The sequence below is a fragment of the Novosphingobium sp. KA1 genome (assembly GCF_017309955.1).
Taxonomy (GTDB): Bacteria; Pseudomonadota; Alphaproteobacteria; order Sphingomonadales; family Sphingomonadaceae; genus Novosphingobium.
In genome coordinates this window covers 1,307,009-1,325,433 of sequence record NZ_CP021247.1, presented here as the reverse complement: position 1 = coordinate 1,325,433, position 18,425 = coordinate 1,307,009, and the positions used below count along the sequence as shown (strand labels likewise).

Here is an 18,425-nt window from a genome sequence, read left to right as displayed (position 1 = left end):
TGACAGAACTGAATTAAATCGCCCCGGCAACTGCCGCCGCGAAGCGCTCGATCCCCGCAGCATCCTCGTCGTCGAAACGGCCGGGCAGGGGGCTGTCGAGGTCGATCACCGCGATCACCTTGCCCTCACGCAGCACCGGCACCACCAGTTCCGAACGGCTTGCCGCATCGCAGGCGATATGGCCGGGGAAGGCGTGGACGTCGGGCACGACCTGGATCTCGCCGCTTTGTGCCGCCGTGCCGCAGACGCCCTGGCCGAAGGGGATGCGGATGCAGGCGGGCTTGCCGATGAAGGGCCCCAGCACCAGTTCGTCTGCGACGTTGCGGTAGAAGCCGGACCAGTTGAGGTCGGGCAGGTACTGCCAGAGCAGCGCGGCGAGGTTGGCCATGTTGGCAACCGGGTCGGGCTCGCCGGCGATCAGCGCCTGCGCGGCCTCGACAAGTTCGCCATAGAGTTCGGGCTTGGGCGTGTCGCCCTTGGGTGCGAAGTCGTACATGGCGGAGGGGTTACTCCAAGTCCTTGTTGCCGCCTAGCCGGTGCGCGCTTATTCCATGCGGCATGCGCTCGATACTCATCAAAGTCGCCGTCGTCCTGCTGCTGATCGTCCTCGCCATTGTCGGGGTGATTGCCTGGGCGCAGTATTCCAACACGTCCGACCTGCCGCTCGATGCGACGACGGGCAAGGACCCGAAGCTGGTCGAGGCCGATCCGCAGACCATTCCCAGCGTCAAGCTGGTGAGCACGGTGGGCTGGGCCCAGGGCGAGAAGCCCACGGCGGCGCCGGGGCTGGCCGTCAGCCGCTTCGCCGAAGGCCTGGACCATCCCCGCACGATGCTCACCCTGCCCAATGGCGACGTGCTGGTGGCCGAAGCCAATGCGCCTGCCGGCAACAAGCCGGGCGGCCTCACCGGCATGGTCATGGGCTGGATGTTCAGCCAGGTCGGCGCCGACGTACCATCGCCGGACAAGATCGTGCTGCTGCGCGATGCCGATGGCGACGGCAAGGCGGAAACCCGTTCGGACTTCCGCACCGCGGACATGCATTCGCCCTCGGGCATGGCCTATCGTGACGGCAAGCTCTACATCGCCAACCACGATGCCGTGCTTGAATTCGCATTCACGCCCGGCGAGACCAAGCTGGTCGGCAAGCCGCTGCGCAAGATGATGGACCTGCCGGCTGCCGGCAATCACTGGATGCGCAACCTGCTCATGAGCGAGGACGGCGAGCATCTCTATGTCGCGGTGGGGTCAGCCACCAATATCGCCGACAACGGCATGGAAGCGGAATCGGGCCGCGCGGCGATCTGGGAGATCGACGTCGCGACCGCCAAGGTCCGCCAGTTCGCGGCCGGTATGCGCAATCCCAACGGCATGGGCTGGAATCCCTCGACCGGGGAACTCTGGGCCACCGTGCAGGAGCGTGACATGCTCGGCCCCGATCTGGTGCCGGACTATCTGACCAGCGTGCCGGTCGGCTCGCAGTATGGCTGGCCGTGGATCTACTGGAAGACGACTTTCGACGACCGCGTCCAGTGGCCGATGCAGACCTACATGCTCGAATATACCCGCAAGCCCGAATACGCGATGGGGGCCCATGCGGCCGTGCTGGGCATGGTCTTTGCCAAGGGCGGCATCGTGCTGGGCGACAAGTATGCCAACGGTGCCTTCGTGGCGCGCCACGGTTCGTGGAACCGCCGCCCGGCGGTGGGCTACGACGTGGTCTTCGTGCCCTTCGACAAGAACGGCAATCCCCGGGACGTGAAGCCGATTCCGGTGCTCTCGGGCTTCCTCAAGGACGCTTCGCATACGCGTGGCCGCCCGACCTGGCTGGCCTTCGACAAGACCGGCAGCCTGCTGGTCAGCGACGATACGGCGGGCATGATCTGGCGCGTCAATGCGCCGGGGGCCAAGCCGGCCGCCGCGATCACGGCGGTGGAGACCGAGCACATGAAGCCGCTCAAGGAACTGAAGGATCCCACGGTTCCGGGTGTCGATACGATCGCCGGTTTCAAGAAGGGACCGGACCGCCTGCTGCCCTGACGGGCAGACCTGCGTGGAAACGAGAACGGGGGGCCATCGGCCCCCCGTTTTTGGTTCAGACGACCTTGCCCATGCGCCCGGCCAGTTCGGTGACATATTGCCAGGCCACGCGCCCCGAGCGGGCCCCGCGCCGACGCGACCATTCCAGCGCGTCGCTTTCCTCGAATTCCAGCCCGTACTGTTCGGCATAGCCGTGGATGATCGCGAGGTAGGATGGCTGGTCGCAGTTGTGATAACCGATCGACAGGCCGAAGCGGTCGGCCAGGGCGAGGCGGTCGTCCACCACGTCGCGGGTGTTGATCGGATCGTCCTGCTCGCTCATCGCGCGGCCGACGATGGCGCGGCGGTTCGAGGTCACGGCAAGGCGGACATTGGCCGGACGGGCCTCGACGCCGCCTTCCAGCCACGAACGCAGCAGGCGCGGGCCGGTGCCGTCGCCTTCCTCGAAACCGAGATCGTCGATGTAGACGAGGAACTGGCGGTCGACCCGGCCGAGCAGCGCAAACAGCGCGGTGACGCCGTGGAGCGCTTCCTGCGCGACCTGCACCAGAGCGATGCGGCCCGGATGCAGGTCCTGCGCCGCGCGGATGGCGGCGCGGATCACCGCCGACTTGCCCATCCCGCGTGAGCCCCAGAGCAGCATGTCGTGGGCGGCGTGGCCTTGGGCGAGCCGCTCGACATTGGTGACGACACGTTCCTTCTGGGCATCGATGCCGCGCAGCATGGCGAGCGCGGGGGCTTCCAGAGTCGTCACCGCGCGGGCTTCGCTGCCGGTCCAGACATAGGCGGGGTGGGCCAGCCAGTTGACGGCCGGGGCGGGCGGCGGGGCCAGGCGTTCGAGAGCGGCGGCAATACGGGTCAGGGCGTCAATCTGGTCGGTCACGCAGTCAGTTCCTCGCTGGTGAGATCATAGAGCAGGTCCGCGCCCTTGGCGGCCTGTGTGAGTGCAGCCATGGCTTCGGGCACGATGTGCTGGGCAAGATAGCGGGCCACCACCTGCTTGCGCTTGGCGAAGCTGGCGGAGAGGTCCAGCGCGGGAAGGGCCGCGACCTGGCGTTCGAGCTGCCAGCCCGCCACCGCCACGGCGCAGGCTTCGAGGAAGGGCACGCTGGCGGCCAGGCGGTCGTCGAGCGAACCGGCGATGAAGCGTTCGGCCATGGCCTTGCAGCCGCGGGCGAGGTCCTGCAGCGCTTCGGAGGCTTCGGCGGCGATCTCGTCCATCAGGGCGAACAGCACGCCGCCCTGTTCCATGCCCAGCTTGCGGGTCACGAGATCGGCGGCCTGGATGCCGTTGGTGCCTTCGTAGATCGGGGCGATGCGGGCATCGCGGTAGTGCTGCGCGGCGCCGGTCTCCTCGATGAAGCCCATGCCGCCGTGGACCTGGATGCCGAGGCTGGCCACGTCCACGCCGATGTCGGTGCACCAGGCCTTGACCAGCGGCACCAGCAGTTCGGCGCGCTGCTGGGCGGCACTATCCCCCATGCCGCCACGATCGAGTTGGCCGGTGGCGTAGTAGAGCAGGGCGCGGCCGCCTTCGGTCAGCGCGCGCATGCGCAGCAGGGTGCGGCGCACGTCGGGATGCTCGACGATGGCGACGGGGGCCTTGTCGGCCGACCCGGCGCGGGCGGACTGCACGCGGTCGTTCGCGTAGGCCATCGCCTGCTGCATCGCCCGCTCGGCGATCTGCACGCCTTGCGCGCCGACATTGATGCGGGCGTTGTTCATCATCGTGAACATGCAGCGCAGGCCCTCGTTTTCCGCGCCGACCAGTTCGCCGATACATTCGCCGTTGTCGCCGTAACTCATCACGCAAGTCGGCGAGGCGTGGATGCCGAGCTTGTGTTCGAGGCTGACGACCTTGAGGTCGTTGCGCGCGCCGGGCGTGCCGTCGGCCTCGACATGGTACTTGGGCACCACGAAAAGCGAGATCCCGCGTGATCCCGCGGGGGCGCCGGGCGTGCGGGCCAGCACGAGGTGGACGATGTTTTCGGCAAGGTCATGCTCGCCCCAGGTGATGAAGATCTTCTGCCCGGCAATGCGGTACTTGCCGGTGTGCGGGCCTTCGGTGACCGGCACGGCGGTGCTGCGCAGCGCGCCGACGTCGGAACCGGCCTGCGGTTCGGTGAGATTCATCGTGCCGGACCATTCGCCGCTGACGATCTTCGCCAGGTACCGGGCCTGCTGGCTTTCGCTGCCGTGGTGAATCAGCGCCTCGATGGCGCCCACGGTCAGCATCGGCAGCAGCGAGAAGGCCATGTTGGCGGTGCCCATGGATTCCAGCACGGCAACCGCGAGCGACTGGGGCAGGGCCTGTCCGCCGAATTCCTCCGGTGCGGAAATCGCATTCCATCCCGCTTCCACGAAGTCGCTGTACGCCTTGGCGAAGCCTTGCGGCAGCACCACCTTGCCATCGACGAGGCGGGCGCCTTCGCTGTCCCCCAGGCGATTGAGCGGGGCCCATTCGCCAGCCGCGAACTGTCCGGCGCCTTCGACCACGGCTTCGACCACGTCGGGGCTGGCGGCGGCAAAGCGCTCGGTTTCGGCAAGCGCGTCGAGCCCGGCGTTGACGCGCAGGGCAAGAACCTGATCGATGCTGGGGGGATTAAAGCTCATTTTCGCGGTTTTCCTTGGCTTTCCTCGCGACGCGCTATAGCGCCGGGGCATGGAGCGCACCAGTCGACCCGAACGCCTCGCCGCCGATTCCGCCGGGATTGCCCGCGCCGCCGAACTGCTGCGCGCGAATGGGCTTGTCGCGATTCCGACCGAGACCGTCTACGGCCTGGCCGCCAGGGCCGACCGCGACGATTCGGTTGCCGCGATCTACCGGGCCAAGGGGCGGCCGAGTTTCAATCCGCTGATTGTCCATGTCGCCGACCTTGCTTGCGCGCGGCGGATCGCCCGGTTCGACGACCGTGCCGAGGCACTTGCCGCCGCATTCTGGCCCGGCGCGCTGACCATGGTGCTGCCGCTCGCCGAAGGCGCCGAGATCGCGCCCGCCGTGACCGCCGGATTGCCGACCGTGGCGCTGCGCTGCCCCGCGCATCCGGTGATGCGCGACATCATCGCCCAGGCCGGACTGGCGCTGGCGGCACCGTCCGCCAACCGCAGCGGCGGGGTGAGTCCGACAACCGCAGAACACGTCGTCGCCTCGCTGGGCGAGCGGGTCGACGCGGTGGTGGACGGCGGGGCCTGCGAGGCGGGGGTGGAATCGACGATCGTGGCCTTGCGCGGGGATGGGCGCTGGCAGGTGCTGCGCCCCGGTCCGATCGCGGAGTCGCGGATTCGTGCGGTTCTCGGAACCGATGCCGACGCCGTGACGTCACGGGAGATCGAGGCACCCGGGCAACTCGCCAGCCACTATGCGCCGGGAAAGCCGGTACGCCTCGGCGCATGCGAGGCTGCGGCGGACGAGTTCCACATCGGTTTCGGCGCGGTGGCCGGCCATGCCTCGCTCTCACCTGCGGGCGACCTCGCCGAAGCGGCCTCGCGGCTCTATGCGCTGCTGCACGAAGGCGCCGCCGCCGATTTCTCGCGTATCGCGGTGGCTCCGGTGCCGGAAGGCGGAATCGGTGCCGCGATCAACGACCGCCTGCGCCGCGCCGCGGCCTGAATCCGGTCAACGCGGCGGCGTGATGCGCGGTGTGGCGGCTGGGGTCAGATACTGGATTTCGGCGTAGTCGTCGCGGGCCTTGGTGCAGGCATCGCGGTCGCCGCGATCACAGTCCTTGAGGTGGCGCTGGTACTGGCGCTGCAGCTTGCCAAGCTTCTCGTCCCGCTTGCGCATGGCGCGGCCGCGTTTCTCGTCGGCCTCGGACTGGCTGGTGGTGGCCATGTCGACCGCCGACCCGGCAATGCGCACCGGTGCCGTCACCACTGCGCCCACGGTGCTGACGCAGCCGCCCACCGCCAGCGGCAGCGCGAGGAGGGCGAGCGGGATCAACGGGGTGCGCAAGGAGCGGGTCATGGCCGCGAACCTGTCACGCCGCGGCTGACAGGACAATGAATGGCTGCGCTTGGACTGGCACAGGGGGGCTGGGGGCTTGGGACGGGGGCTGGGGGTAAAAGGAAGGGCCGCCCCCTTGCGGGAGCGGCCCTTCCTGAAATCGAGCGATGGCCCGTTCCGATCGAGGATCAGACGGCTTCGGCGCTCTCGTAGTACTTGGGAGCGTACTCGTTGAGGATCGCGAGGATCTTCTTGAGCGCGCCCTGTTCGTCGGTCTTTTCCATGGCCGCCAGTTCGCGGGCGAGGCGCGAGGAAGCGGCCTCGAAGATCTGGCGTTCGGAATAGCTCTGCTCGGGCTGGTCGTCGGCACGGAACAGGTCGCGGGTCACTTCGGCGATCGACACGAGGTCGCCCGAATTGATCTTGGCTTCGTATTCCTGGGCGCGGCGCGACCACATGGTGCGCTTGACCTTGGGTTTACCCTTGAGCGTGTCGAGTGCTTCGCGCAGAGTCTTGTCCGAAGACAGCTTGCGCATCCCGATGGCTTCGACCTTGTTCATCGGAACGCGCAGAGTCATGCGTTCCTTTTCGAACCGAAGCACATAAAGTTCGAGCTGCATCCCGGCAATTTCCTGCTTCTGGAGCTCGATAACACGGCCCACGCCGTGCTTGGGATAAACGACGTAATCTCCAACATCGAAGGCATCGGCCTTGGTTGCCATTTATCGTCCTTTCACCTGCAGGTTCTTTGCCTTACCTACGGCCTGGGAGAAACCCGGGGGGTGCGACAATGGAGACAATAGTCTCCGCCGCCCGGTCAGATCACTCTCCCAACCGTCTGCTTTCGAACCCTGCCTCGCAATGAAAACGGCTGCCAAAACGGGCGGGGAGCCCGGGCAGTCGACCGATTATATAGCACCGATGTGATAAAATTACCAGAGCCGTACGCAGAATTAACCCTGCACCACGCGGGGATACCCATGCGCGGTACAGGATCTGGTCGCAAGTGCCTCTGGTCAGAAGGAAACCGCGAGGATTCCGGTCCCCTCCAGAACGCCAGAGCGGGGTAAGATCAGTCGCCTTCGCCGGGTTCGGGCGAAAAATACTTTTCGAGCTTGTTCTCTTCGCCGCGCATGGCGTCGGCATCGGCCGGCGCGTCCTTCTTGGTGGTCAGGTTCGGCCACTCGGCGGAATACTTGGCGTTGAGTTCGAGCCACTGCTCGAGGCCGCTCTCGGTGTCGGGCAGGATCGCTTCGGCGGGGCACTCCGGCTCGCAGACGCCGCAGTCGATGCACTCGCTGGGATTGATCACCAGCATGTTCTCGCCCTCGTAGAAGCAGTCCACCGGACAGACTTCGACGCAATCCATGTACTTGCACCGGATGCAATTGTCGGTGACGACATAGGTCATGGCTGCGTATTCCTCTTAGACGGCCTCGTTGCGGTTGGCCGCTGCTATGGGATCAGCGGGCCCCGCGTCAAGCACTCTATAGCAGGACTGCGCCTCGGGGGCAGGGCCGCGGCGCTCGGGAAGGGATAGGATTTCTATCACCCTTGCACCCTGCGCTGTCGGCAGGGTGAGGATATCGCCGCAGACGACCTTCTGGTGGGCCCGCTCGATCCGTTTGCCGTTGATTCGCAGATGGCCGGATTCGGCGAGGCTCTGGGCAAGCGGCCGGGTCTTGGTGAGGCGCAGGAACCAGAGCAGCTTGTCGATCCTCAAGCGCTTGCCTCCGTTCCCGTGCCCGCGGTGTCCATCAGCGGGAGATCAGTTCGCCCAGCGCCGCGAAGGCGCTGTCCTTGCGGATCGGCTGGGGGGGCTGTTCCTCGGCCTGCCGCCGTGGCGGCCGCCAGCGCCAGCGCACCGGGGCCGGGGGACCGTGGGCATCCTCGGCCAGCGGGCGGGGCATGACCGGCTGGAAACCGGCCATGCGCAGCAGGCGGGCATAACTGGCGGTGGTCAGCCCCATCGACACGGCGCGCGCCGGATCGAGCGCAAAATCGCGCGATGCGGGGCCGCTGCCGCGGGCCTCGTGGGCTTCGCGCAGCAGCTTCTCGGCCATGTCGAGGCGGATCAGCTGCTTGCCGAGATTGCGGTAGCCGGGCGCGCGCTGGCGCTTGGCGGCATCCATGGCGGGCGGCATCGCGGCGTCGGGCTCGCCGCCCGGGGCCTGTTTTCCGGCGATCCGGGCAAGCTGGCGCCACAGCGCGATCGGGCCGGGTTTCAGCATGGCGGGAACGAACAGGTCGAGCGCGCCGACCCGCACGCCGAGCCTGGCGAGCATGGTACGGCGCTGCTTGTCGAGCCGGTCGACCCCGGTTTCCTCCCGCGCGCAAAGGCCGCCGCATTCGACCAGCGCGATCAGCAGGGCGCGCAGGTCCGGTCCGGCATCCTCGCTGCGGCTCGCCTCGTCGAGTTTTGCCAGCGGCGCGAGCGGCGCCAGCGCGGTGTCCAGCCAGGCTTCGAGCGCGGCCACCAGGGCCTTGCGCGAAGGGCCGGGCACGGCATCGAGCACGCGGTCGGGCACCAGGGAGGGCGTCAGCAGCGACCGGCCGGGCCCGAGCGCGGCGATTTTCTCGCCTTCCCAGCGGAGCTGGCCCGCATTCAGGGTCAGCTCCGCGTTGCCGTCGTGAATCGCGGCGGCCAGGGCATCGGCGCGGCGCTGGAGCAGGGCGGGCAAGTGGCGCTCGGCCGCCGCCAGCAGCAGCTTGCGATCGGTGAGGCGGGTGCCGGGATCGACCTGGAAGGCAAAACCGCGCAGCGAGCCGATATGCTCGCCTTCGACCAGCACTTCCTCGTCTTCGAGGCGGACCGAGAGCAGTCCGGCGTCGGGGCCGAGTTTCTTCATGAGCACGGCAGTCCTGCGATTGATGAAACGTTCGGTAAGCTTGCCGTGAAGCGCGTCGGAAAGCCGCGCCTCGACCGCCCGGGCGCGCGCCGCCATTTCCTCGCGGGCAAGCACCCAGTCGGGGCGCTGGGCGATATAGGCCCAGGACCGGATCGCGGCAATCCGCCCCTGCAGCGTGTCGATATCGCCGCCGGTACGGTCGAGCTGGGCAATCTGCTGGGCCATGTAGTCGGCGCCGAGCTGGCCGTGGCTGAGGTCCTGCCAGAGCCGGGCGACAAAACGCGAATGAGTCTCCGCGCCCTGCTGCCGGAAATCGGGCAGGCGGCAGACGTCCCAGAACCGGGCGACCTGGGCATGGCCGCGCACCGACGCGGCAATGTCGCCGTCCTCGGACAGGCGCTTGAGCACGGCAAGGTCGATGGCTTCGGGGGCCGGGGCCAGTTCGGCGCGGTCGGGCGGGGATTCGAGATCGCCGATCAGCGCGGCGATGCTGTCGAAACGCGGTTCGGGTTCGCGCCAGAACAGCTTGGTCAGCGGCGGGAAGCGGTGCTCCTCGATCGCGTAGATCTCTTCCGGCTCGAATTCGGAATCGTGCCCGCCCGATCCGGTCAGCGTGCCGAAGCTGCCGTCGGTCTGGTGACGTCCGGCGCGTCCGGCGATCTGGGCCATTTCCGAGGTGGTCAGGCGGCGATGGCGGCGCCCGTCGTATTTCGAGAGCCCGGCAAAGGCGACATGCTGGACATCGAGGTTGAGGCCCATGCCGATGGCATCGGTGGCGACAAGATAGTCGACTTCGCCCGACTGGTAGAGCTCGACCTGCGCATTGCGTGTCTGCGGGCTCAGCGCGCCCATGACCACGGCGGCGCCGCCGCGAAAGCGCCGCAGCATTTCGGCGATGGCGTAGACCTGCTCGGTCGAGAAGGCGACGATGGCGCTGCGCGGCGGGATCCGGCTGAGTTTTTTCGCGCCGATATGCGAGAGCGTGGAAAAGCGCGGGCGGGTGATCACCTCGACGCCGGGCACCAGTGCCTTCACCAGCGGCTCGATGGTGGAAGAGCCGAGGATCATCGTCTCCTCGCGTCCGCGGGCGTGGAGCAGGCGGTCGGTGAAGACATGGCCGCGCTCGCGGTCGGCACCGATCTGGGCCTCGTCGATGGCCACGAAGGCAAGGCTGCGGTCGGTCACCGGCATCGCCTCGGCGGTGCAGAGCAGGTAGCGCGCGTTTTTCGGTTCGATCCGCTCCTCGCCGGTAATCAGCGCGACGTTGGCCTCGCCCTTGATCTTGCAGACGCGGTCGTAGACCTCGCGGGCGAGCAGGCGCAGCGGGAAGCCGATGGCGCCGCTGGAATGGGCGCAGAGCCGCTCGATGGCGAGGTGGGTCTTGCCGGTGTTCGTTGGTCCGAGCACCGCCTTGACCCCGCTGGGAGCGTCGTTTCGCGACGAAGCATGCGGCTTGTAAGGCATTACCCGCCTGATTTGGCATTGGCGCCGGGCGCCCGCAAGACTCGGTCCGCCGAAAAACGGGTCAGAAATCCACAGCGTTAGGTGGCAATTAACCTTGTTGGCGCAGAAGGCAGGGCCAAGCCCTTCGTCGGGCGCGCGATTTTTGAAGCCGCTGGCTTCGCAACAAGGACGGGCATCTGTTCAAGGATCTTGGACATGGCGGGGGGCTGGAAGGGAGCCTCGAAGCGGGGCAGGGCGGCGCCGGGGTTGCCGTGCTGTCGCATGCGCAAGTCGTGCCCGAATCCCTGGCTGCACCGTCTCCCGCCTCCCCGCCGGACGCCGCCGCCAGACCGCGTCTGGCGCAGCGGATCGGCGCCTGGAAGCATGGCATCGAGCATTGGTGCCAGCGCATCGAGATCGCCCCCGACCTTGCCTGCGACATCGGCAGCCGCCGCTGGCTGCGCGGCATGGCGACGATGCTGGGCCTTTCGGTGGCCGCGATCGCGCTGTGGCCCGATGTCTCGTCGGTCGAGGCGGCCACCACGGTGCCGCTCAAGGCGCGCGAGCGCGACGAGTTCCGCAGCCAGACGATCGCTCCGCTGGCCCTCGGCGCCGATGCCGGGCGGCACATGGGCGCCAGCCCGCTGGTCCGCCCGCTCGGCAGCGTACCGGAACGGCCGAGTGTCGATCTGGTCGCCACCCTGGGCCAGGGTGACAGTTTTGCCCGGATGCTCGAACGGGTCGGGGTCAGCGATGACGATGCCGGGCGCATCGGCGCGCTGGTCGGGCAGGCGGTGCCGCTCGACCAGATCGAGCCGGGCACGCAGTTCGATGTGACGCTGGGCGCCCGTCCTGCCCCCGGCGCGCCGCGGGCGCTGACCGCGATGAACTTCCGGGCGCGTTTCGACATGGACCTGACGGTCCAGCGCGGCGGCGGCGGCCTGTCGCTGGTGCGCCATCCGATTCATGTGGACGAGACGCCGCTGCGCATTCGCGGCACGGTCGGCTCCAGCCTCTATCGTTCGGCGCGCAACGCCGGGGCGCCGATCGCGGCGATTCAGGCCTACCTTCAGGCCATCGACAAATACGTCAGCCTCGAAAGCGACATCCGCGGCAACGACGAATTCGATATCGTCATGGCCTACAAGCGGTCGGCCAAGGGCGAGCGGCAGGTGGGCAACCTGCTCTATGCGGGGCTGGAACATGGCGGCAAACCGCGCCTGCAATTGCTGCGCTGGGGACAGGATGGCGAGATGGTCGCCGCCGCCGGCCTTGCGGAATCGCGCAGCACGGCGGCGGGCATGCCGGTGGCCGGGCACCAGACTTCGCCCTACGGCATGCGCCGCCACCCGATTCTGGGCTACGTGCGCATGCACGCCGGGATCGACTATGGCGCGGCTTATGGCTCGCCGATCTATGCCGTTGCCGACGGTGTGGTGAGTTTCTCGGGCCGCCACGGCGGGCACGGCAACTATGTCCGCATCGAGCATGGCGGCGGCCTTGGCACCGGCTATGGCCACATGAGCCGCATCGCCGTTCCCGCCGGAACCCGCGTCCGGGCCGGGCAGGTGATCGGTTATGTCGGGTCCTCGGGGCTTTCGACCGGGCCGCATCTCCACTTCGAAGCCTATCGCGGCGGGCAGACGATCAATCCGGCAGGCCTGCGCTTCGTTTCGGGCCCGCGTATCGACGGCAAGGAAAAGAACGCCTTCGATGCGCGCATGAAGGCGCTGCTCAACGTGCAACCGGGCGAGGCGCTGAGTTCGGTCGCGCCGGCGCTCAATGCATCACCCGGCGCCCGGCGCGAGATCGATCGGCTGGAGCCCAAGACCTTCTGATCTGCTCGCTTTCCGGCATGCGCGCGGCGCAAGCGGGTTTGCGGCCTTGGACAGTCCGTCTCATTGAACCGGCTGGCATTTTGCGGCTAACACGGCGGTCATGACTGGAGCCTATCCCCACACCCGCCTGCGCCGTCCGCGCGCCAAGGCCTGGAGCCGCGCCATGTACCGCGAGACGGTGCTCACCCCCGCCGACCTGATCTGGCCGGTCTTCGTGACCGAGGGTGAGGGTGTGGAGCAGCCGATCCCCTCGCTTCCCGGCGTGTCGCGCTGGTCGGTCGATCTGCTGGTCGAGCGCGCGAAGGAAGCGGCGGACCTTGGCATCCCGTGCCTGGCCCTGTTCCCCGATACCCAGCCCGAACGCCGCAGCGAAGACGGCGCCGAGGCGCTCAATCCCGACAACCTGATGTGCCGCGCGCTGCGTGCCATTCGCGCGGAACTGGGCGATCGGATCGGGTTGCTGACCGACGTGGCGCTCGATCCCTATACCAGCCACGGACAGGACGGTCTGCTGGGCGAGGACGGCTATGTCCTCAACGACGAGACGATCGCGGTGCTGGTCGGCCAGTCGCTCAATCAGGCGCGGGCCGGTGCGGACATCATCGCGCCTTCGGACATGATGGACGGTCGCATCGGCGCGATCCGCGACGCGCTGGAGGACGAGGGCTTCGTCAACGTCCAGATCATGAGCTATGCCGCCAAGTACGCCTCGGCCTTCTACGGCCCGTTCCGCGATGCGGTGAACACGCGCGGGCTGCTCAAGGGCGACAAGAAGACCTATCAGATGGACCCCGCCAACAGCGAGGAAGCGCTGCGCGAGGTCGAGATGGATCTGGCCGAGGGCGCGGACAGCGTCATGGTCAAGCCGGGTCTGCCCTATCTCGATATCGTGCGCCGGGTGAAGGAGACCTTCGAGGTTCCCGTCTTCGCCTATCAGGTTTCCGGCGAATACGCGATGATCGAGGCGGCGGTGGCGGCAGGGGCTGCGGACCGCGATGCGATGGTGCTGGAAACCCTGCTGGCCTTCAAGCGCGCGGGTGCTTCGGGCGTGCTGACCTATCATGCCGTCCACGCCGCGCGGCTCCTGCAGAAGTGACGTCATGACGGACTTCCGCCTCGAAACCGACCGGCTGGTGCTGCGGAGCTGGCAGCGCGGCGACATGGCGCGTTTTGCCGAGGTGACCAACAATCCCGAGGTCATGCGCTGGCTGGGCGGGGTGATGGATGCGGAGCGGCTGGCCCAGTCGGAAGCCCGCATGATCGGCTTTCACGAGAGCTATGGGCACACGTTCTGGCTGGTCGAGCGCAAGGCCGATCATGGCGATCTCTCGGGCGAGTTGCTGGGATTCTGCGGGCTCAAGAAGATCGACGCGCCGGGGGCTTCGTTCCCCGGCGAATTCGAGATCGGCTGGCGCCTGCGCAGCGATGCCCATGGCAAGGGCTATGCGAAGGAAGCCGCGATTGCCTCGCTCGATGCCGGTTTCGGACGGTTCGGGGCGGCGGAGATCTATGCCATCACCGTGATCGAGAACGAGGCCAGCTGGGGCCTGATGCGCCGGCTGGGGATGCGTCGGCGCGAGGAGCTCGATTACGACGATCCGCGTTTCGAGCCTCCCTTGCGCCATACGATCGTCTATTCGATCACCCGCGACGAATGGGCCGCGCAGCCGCGCTGATCGCGGCGGGAGAGGAACGACAATGAATCGCACCGACGTGACTGTGGCCGCCTTCAATGGCAAGGCGCCGCGTATCCATTCCAGCGCTTTCATCGCGCCCGGTTGCCGGATCATCGGCGATGTCGAGATCGGGCCGGACGTCAGCATCTGGTACAACTGCGTGATCCGCGCCGACGTGAACCGGGTGGTGATCGGTGCGCGGACCAATGTGCAGGACGGAACGGTGATTCACTGCGACAGCCCCAAGCCCGCGCGGCCTGAAGGGTATCCGACGCTGATCGGCGAGGACGTGCTGATCGGGCATATGGCGATGGTTCATGGCTGCACGCTGGAAGACCGTGCCTTTGTGGGCCTTGGCGCCATCGTCATGGACGGCAGCCATATCGAATCCGACGGGATGCTGGCGGCGGGCGCGCAGCTTACCGGCAAGCGCATCGGCGCGCGGCAGCTCTGGATGGGGCGTCCGGCCAAGTATCTGCGCGATCTGGACGAGGCGGCGATTGCCGGCAATCAGGCGGGTGTGCAGGCCTATGTCGAGCGTGGGCGCCAGCATGCCGAGGCGCTTGGTCTCCTGCGCTGATGGCAAAACCAAAGCTGGCTCTTCCTTCTGCCGAGGCGGTGCGGGCCCTGATCGATTCCGAGCAGCGGCTGGCCGTGCGCGTGACCCCCGGTGCCAAGGTCGAGGCGTTGGAGATCGCCGAGGGGCGGCTTCACGTGAAAGTCCGCGCCAAGCCCGAAGACGGCAAGGCGAACGAGGCGGTGCGCGCGATTCTGGCGGCGGCGCTGGATCTGGCACCCTCGCGCATTGCCTTGTTGCGCGGCGCAACTTCGCGCGAGAAGCAGTTTTCTATCGCGCTGTAGCCTGCGCGATGCGGTAGCCGGCGAAAGTCATCGCGGCGGCGCAGGCCACCGCCAGCAGCAGGCAGGCGGGTCCATAGGCAAGGAACAGGCTTGCACCGATGGCCGCTCCGCAGGCGAGCGCCAGCCACAAGGCAATGAACGAAACCAGCCCTTCTTCGCGCCGACCGGTGACGATGCCGCCAAGCCCCTGTCCGATCCGCACCAGGGCGCCGGTCAGATAGGTGAGGGCGATCGGCGTCTCTCCCTGACGCAGCGCGGTGTTGAGCGCGCCCATCGCCAGCACCAGCATGGCCATCATCGCCGCTTTTTGTCCAAAAACCGCCAGCAGCGCGCCGAACAGCAGCAGGCTGGTGACCAGCCCCAGCACCACCGGCTTGCGCCAGATGCCCGCCCTTTCGGCGGCCACATGACCGAGCGCCACTCCCAGCACGAAACCAACGATCAGCAGGGCGGGTATTGCCGCGCGCGGAGTGTCGGCGATCAGTTCGGTCGCCAGCCGGGTCGTGTTGCCCGACATGAACGAGACGAAATAACGGTCGGCAGAGAGGAATCCCACGGCGTCGACATAACCGGCCAGCCCGGCAAGGGCGGCGGCCAACAGGCGGCGGGGACGATCGAGCCGGTTCACATCGCGACGATAGCGGCAGGTTTGCGCTTTAGCGACCCATGCCGCGCGCCATGCGGGACAGCACGTCGGTCATGGCCTGCGCGATGCTTTCGGGCTGCGGCGCGACATCGGCGATGGCCCGGGTCATGGCATCGGCCCATTGCCCGGCCGTCTGGCGGTCGATGGGGAACTCGCGGTGCATGCTCATCATGCATTTGCCGGGGTTGGCCTCGAACCAGTCGCGCGGACCGCCCGCCCAGCCGGCGAGGAAGCGCGGCAGGCTCCGGCGCATCGGTTCGAGGTCCGGGGCATGCATCGCGCGCAGTTCGGCATAGGCCGGGTCCTGCTCCATCAGGTCGTAGAAGCGGTTGGCGATGGCGTCGAACACGGGCGCGCCGCCAATCTGGTCGTGCGGGGATTGGGTCGTTTCGGTGGTCACGGGGCAGGTCTCTCCGGCGCGCAAGTGGTGATGCTGACGGAATAGACCAGAGGTTCCACGTGGAACTTGATTCGCGTCAATCGCGCACCAATGCCCGCAAGGTTTCGATGCGATCTGCCTCGTGCGCGGGCTTGTCGGCGCGAATGCGGTGGATGCGGGGGAAGCGCATGGCGAGGCCCGACTTGTGGCGCTTGCTGGGGTGGACCGAATCGAAGGCGACTTCCAGCACCAGCGACTTGTCGGTCTCCCGCACCGGGCCGAAGCGATTCACCGTGTGACCCCGCACATGGCGATCCAGCCATTTCAGTTCCTCATCGGTGAATCCGAAATAGGCCTTGCCCACCGGCAACAGCTCGGCGCCCCCATTCGTCAGATCGTCCGGGTCTCCGTCCCAGCAGCCGAACGTGTAGTCGGAATAGAACGAGGACCGCTTGCCGCTGCCACGCTGGGCATACATCAGCACGCAGTCGATCAGCAGCGGATCACGCTTCCACTTGTACCAGAGCCCGGTCTTGCGCCCGGCGACATAGGTACTGTCGCGGCGCTTGAGCATGACTCCCTCGATCGCATCCTCGCGCGCCTTTTCGCGGATGGTGGCGAGCTCGGCGAAGGTCGCGGCTGGAATCACCATGCTGAGGTCGAAATGGTCGGGATCGAGGCGCCGGATCAGCGCTTCCAGTCGGGCGCGGCGTTCGCTCCAGGGCAGGGGGCGCAGGTCCTCGCGCTCCAGTATCAGCACATCGTAGAGGCGCACGAAGGCCGGGTATTCGGCGAGCATCGTCTTCGAGACGGTCTTGCGGCCAAGGCGCTGCTGCAAGGCGTTGAAGCTGGCGGCGCCGCCTTCCTCGCGCCCCTGATGCGAGCCGCGCACCAGCAGTTCGCCATCCAGCACGGCATCGACATGGAGTGCTTGGGCGATTTCCGGAAAGCTCCCCGAGATATCGTCGCCCGAGCGCGAATAGACGCGGGTTTCGCCGTTTACCCGCACCACCTGTACGCGAATGCCGTCCCACTTCCATTCGGCGGCATAGTCGGAAAGATCGAGTTCGGCCGCTTCCAGCGGATGCGCCAGCATGAAGGGACGGAACAGCGGCAGGTCTTCGGTGGAGGGCGCCTGCGCCCCGTGCGCGGCCCAATCGAACAGTGCGGCATAAGGCGGTTGCTGGCCGTGCCAGTGCTCCTCCACGTCCTCCACCGCCACGTCGAAAGCCTGTGCGAAGGCGGTCTTGGCCAGCCTTGCGGAAATGCCGATCCGCATGGCGCCGGTCGCCAGCTTGAGCAGGGCATAGCGCTGGTCGGCATCGAGCCGGTCGAGCAGGCGCGGCAGTTCGGTCATGACATTGGCGCGAGTCATGCGGGACAGCGTGTCGACGGCTTCACTGACCGTTGGCGGGTCTTCGGCGCTTTCCGGGCCCGGCCAGAGCAGGCTGGCGGTTTCCGCCGTATCGCCCACGTAGTCGCGGCTGAGCGACCAGAGTATCGGATCGACGCGCTCGGTCATCAGGTTGCGGATCGTCGAACTTTTCACGGCCGGAAAGTCGAGCCCGTCGGTCAGTGCCGCCAGCGCCCAGCCGCGATCGGGATCAGGCGTGTCGCGCAAGTAGTCCGCCAGAAGCTTCAGCTTCGCGTTGCGGCTGCGGGTATAGACCAGCGCATCGAGCAGGGCGGCGAAGCGCTTCACTCAATCGTCCTCGTCTTCATAGCCGACAAGGGCGAGCGCCCGCGCACGGCGCTGGTTCAGTTCGCACCAGCGCAGCATCGCATCCTCGCGCCCGTGGGTGATCCAGGTCTCGCCGGGATTCACCTCGGTCACGGTCTGCGTGAGTTCGTCCCAATCGGCGTGGTCGGAGATGACCAGCGGCAGTTCCACCATCCGCTGTCGTGCCCGCTGGCGCACGCGCATCCAGCCGGAGGCCATGGCGGTGATCGGATCGGGCAGGCGGCGGCTCCAGCGGTCATTGAGCGCAGAGGGCGGGGCGAGCACGATTCTGCCCGCCAGATCCGGCGTCTTGACGTCACTCACGCGTCGCACGTCGCCGAGATCGACGCCGAAACGTTCGTAGAGCCGGCACATCGCCTCCATTGCGCCGTGCAGATAGATCGGCTCCAGATGCCCGGCCCGGCGCAATTCGGCGATCAGGCGCTGCGCCTTGCCGAGTGCATAGGCACCGACCAGAACGCAGCGTTCGGGATTGGCGCAAAGCGCGGAAAGAAGCTTGGCGATCTCGTGCTCGACCGGCGGGTGGCGGAACACGGGGAGCGCGAAAGTCGCCTCGGTCACCAGCACGTCGCAAGAGACAACTTCGAAGGGCAGGCAGGTCGGATCGGGACGCCGCTTGAAATCGCCGGTGACCACGACGCGCTCGCCCGCATGTTCGAGCAGGATCTGCGCCGATCCCAGCACGTGCCCGGCCGGAATGAAGGTGGCGCAAACGCCTCCGGCCAGGCGCAGGGTTTCGCCGTAAGCCACCGGCACCGCGCCTTCGCGGGTGGCGTAGCGCAGTTCCATGATCGCCAGCGTCTCGCGCGTGGCCACCGTCTCGCCGTGCCCACCGCGCGCGTGATCGGAATGACCATGAGTCACCAAGGCGCGGGCGACCGGATGCGAAGGATCGATCCAGCAGTCGGCGGGGACGACATGGATGCCGTGGGGTTCGGGTCTGATCCAGGCAAAATCGCGGGCCATGAAAGGAAAATGGGGCGGAAACCGCGTGGTTCCCACCCCATTT

The 18,425-nt window shown here is 67.3% G+C and carries 19 protein-coding genes; 7 read left to right on the top strand and 12 right to left on the bottom strand.

Annotated features, from left to right (window positions below):
* Nucleotides 1-13: 13 nt before the first annotated feature.
* Complete coding sequence (locus tag CA833_RS06625) at nt 14-496, bottom strand: GAF domain-containing protein (protein WP_207079591.1); 483 nt, start codon at nt 494-496, stop codon at nt 14-16.
* A 62-nt stretch (nt 497-558) separates the two neighbouring features.
* Here CA833_RS06625 and CA833_RS06620 point away from each other — a divergent pair, with 62 nt between their 5' ends.
* Nucleotides 559-2,040 carry a sorbosone dehydrogenase family protein gene (locus tag CA833_RS06620; RefSeq protein WP_207079590.1) on the top strand — a complete coding sequence of 494 codons (1,482 nt, stop codon included), beginning with the start codon at nt 559-561 and terminating at the stop codon, nt 2,038-2,040.
* A gap of 55 nt (nt 2,041-2,095) precedes the next feature.
* Here CA833_RS06620 and CA833_RS06615 read toward each other — a convergent pair whose 3' ends face one another.
* Together CA833_RS06615 and CA833_RS06610 are read right to left on the bottom strand one after the other, a co-directional pair.
* The gene (locus CA833_RS06615; protein WP_207079589.1) at nt 2,096-2,923 is read right to left on the bottom strand and encodes a DUF815 domain-containing protein; all 828 of its coding nucleotides are present in this window, start codon (nt 2,921-2,923) and stop codon (nt 2,096-2,098) included.
* Nucleotides 2,920-4,653, bottom strand: a complete 1,734-nt coding sequence (locus tag CA833_RS06610) for an acyl-CoA dehydrogenase (protein ID WP_207079588.1) — start codon at nt 4,651-4,653, stop codon at nt 2,920-2,922. Before CA833_RS06610 ends, CA833_RS06615 begins: the two co-directional genes overlap by 4 nt.
* 49 nt (nt 4,654-4,702) lie before the next feature.
* Here CA833_RS06610 and CA833_RS06605 point away from each other — a divergent pair, with 49 nt between their 5' ends.
* The gene (locus CA833_RS06605; protein ID WP_207079587.1) at nt 4,703-5,650 is read left to right on the top strand and encodes an L-threonylcarbamoyladenylate synthase; all 948 of its coding nucleotides are present in this window, start codon (nt 4,703-4,705) and stop codon (nt 5,648-5,650) included.
* A 6-nt stretch (nt 5,651-5,656) separates the two neighbouring features.
* On the opposite strand, the gene CA833_RS06600 is transcribed toward CA833_RS06605, so the two are convergent.
* The 5 genes from CA833_RS06600 to CA833_RS06580 form a co-directional block, all read right to left on the bottom strand.
* Complete coding sequence (locus CA833_RS06600) at nt 5,657-6,004, bottom strand: hypothetical protein (protein ID WP_207079586.1); 348 nt, start codon at nt 6,002-6,004, stop codon at nt 5,657-5,659.
* 167 nt (nt 6,005-6,171) lie between these two features.
* On the bottom strand, nt 6,172-6,705 hold the full coding sequence (locus tag CA833_RS06595) for a CarD family transcriptional regulator (RefSeq protein WP_142636627.1): 534 nt from the start codon (nt 6,703-6,705) through the stop codon (nt 6,172-6,174).
* Between the two features lie 350 nt (nt 6,706-7,055).
* Nucleotides 7,056-7,394, bottom strand: coding sequence for a ferredoxin FdxA (fdxA, locus tag CA833_RS06590; RefSeq protein WP_142636629.1), 339 nt, complete (start codon nt 7,392-7,394; stop codon nt 7,056-7,058).
* A 15-nt stretch (nt 7,395-7,409) separates the two neighbouring features.
* The gene (locus tag CA833_RS06585) at nt 7,410-7,706 is read right to left on the bottom strand and encodes an RNA-binding S4 domain-containing protein (protein ID WP_142636631.1); all 297 of its coding nucleotides are present in this window, start codon (nt 7,704-7,706) and stop codon (nt 7,410-7,412) included.
* Between the two features lie 34 nt (nt 7,707-7,740).
* Nucleotides 7,741-10,296: a helicase-related protein gene (locus CA833_RS06580; protein ID WP_207079585.1), complete on the bottom strand. Its 2,556-nt coding sequence runs from the start codon at nt 10,294-10,296 to the stop codon at nt 7,741-7,743.
* 272 nt (nt 10,297-10,568) lie between these two features.
* Here CA833_RS06580 and CA833_RS06575 point away from each other — a divergent pair, with 272 nt between their 5' ends.
* The 5 genes from CA833_RS06575 (at nt 10,569) to CA833_RS06555 (ending at nt 14,650) form a co-directional block, all read left to right on the top strand.
* Nucleotides 10,569-12,113, top strand: coding sequence for a M23 family metallopeptidase (locus CA833_RS06575; protein ID WP_242526303.1), 1,545 nt, complete (start codon nt 10,569-10,571; stop codon nt 12,111-12,113).
* 100 nt (nt 12,114-12,213) lie between these two features.
* Nucleotides 12,214-13,209: a porphobilinogen synthase gene (hemB, locus tag CA833_RS06570; RefSeq protein WP_207079584.1), complete on the top strand. Its 996-nt coding sequence runs from the start codon at nt 12,214-12,216 to the stop codon at nt 13,207-13,209.
* Nucleotides 13,210-13,213: 4 nt separating this feature from the next.
* Nucleotides 13,214-13,789 carry a GNAT family N-acetyltransferase gene (locus CA833_RS06565; RefSeq protein WP_142636639.1) on the top strand — a complete coding sequence of 192 codons (576 nt, stop codon included), beginning with the start codon at nt 13,214-13,216 and terminating at the stop codon, nt 13,787-13,789.
* 22 nt (nt 13,790-13,811) lie between these two features.
* Nucleotides 13,812-14,369: a gamma carbonic anhydrase family protein gene (locus CA833_RS06560; RefSeq protein WP_142636641.1), complete on the top strand. Its 558-nt coding sequence runs from the start codon at nt 13,812-13,814 to the stop codon at nt 14,367-14,369.
* Entirely contained in the window at nt 14,369-14,650 is a 282-nt protein-coding gene (locus tag CA833_RS06555; RefSeq protein WP_142636643.1) for a DUF167 domain-containing protein, read from the top strand. The genes CA833_RS06560 and CA833_RS06555 overlap by 1 nt, the downstream gene beginning before the upstream one ends.
* On the opposite strand, the gene CA833_RS06550 is transcribed toward CA833_RS06555, so the two are convergent.
* The 4 genes from CA833_RS06550 to CA833_RS06535 all read right to left on the bottom strand — a co-directional run bounded on the left by CA833_RS06550 (nt 14,637) and on the right by CA833_RS06535 (nt 18,382).
* Nucleotides 14,637-15,278 carry a YoaK family protein gene (locus tag CA833_RS06550; RefSeq protein WP_142636645.1) on the bottom strand — a complete coding sequence of 214 codons (642 nt, stop codon included), beginning with the start codon at nt 15,276-15,278 and terminating at the stop codon, nt 14,637-14,639. The genes CA833_RS06555 and CA833_RS06550 overlap by 14 nt on opposite strands.
* A 28-nt stretch (nt 15,279-15,306) precedes the next feature.
* A complete protein-coding gene (locus tag CA833_RS06545) occupies nt 15,307-15,696 on the bottom strand; it encodes a group II truncated hemoglobin (RefSeq protein ID WP_142636647.1) in 390 nt (129 codons plus the stop codon).
* 76 nt (nt 15,697-15,772) lie between these two features.
* Nucleotides 15,773-17,377 carry a cisplatin damage response ATP-dependent DNA ligase gene (locus CA833_RS06540; protein ID WP_207079583.1) on the bottom strand — a complete coding sequence of 535 codons (1,605 nt, stop codon included), beginning with the start codon at nt 17,375-17,377 and terminating at the stop codon, nt 15,773-15,775.
* The gene (locus CA833_RS06535) at nt 17,378-18,382 is read right to left on the bottom strand and encodes a ligase-associated DNA damage response exonuclease (protein WP_207079582.1); all 1,005 of its coding nucleotides are present in this window, start codon (nt 18,380-18,382) and stop codon (nt 17,378-17,380) included.
* Nucleotides 18,383-18,425: the final 43 nt, after the last annotated feature.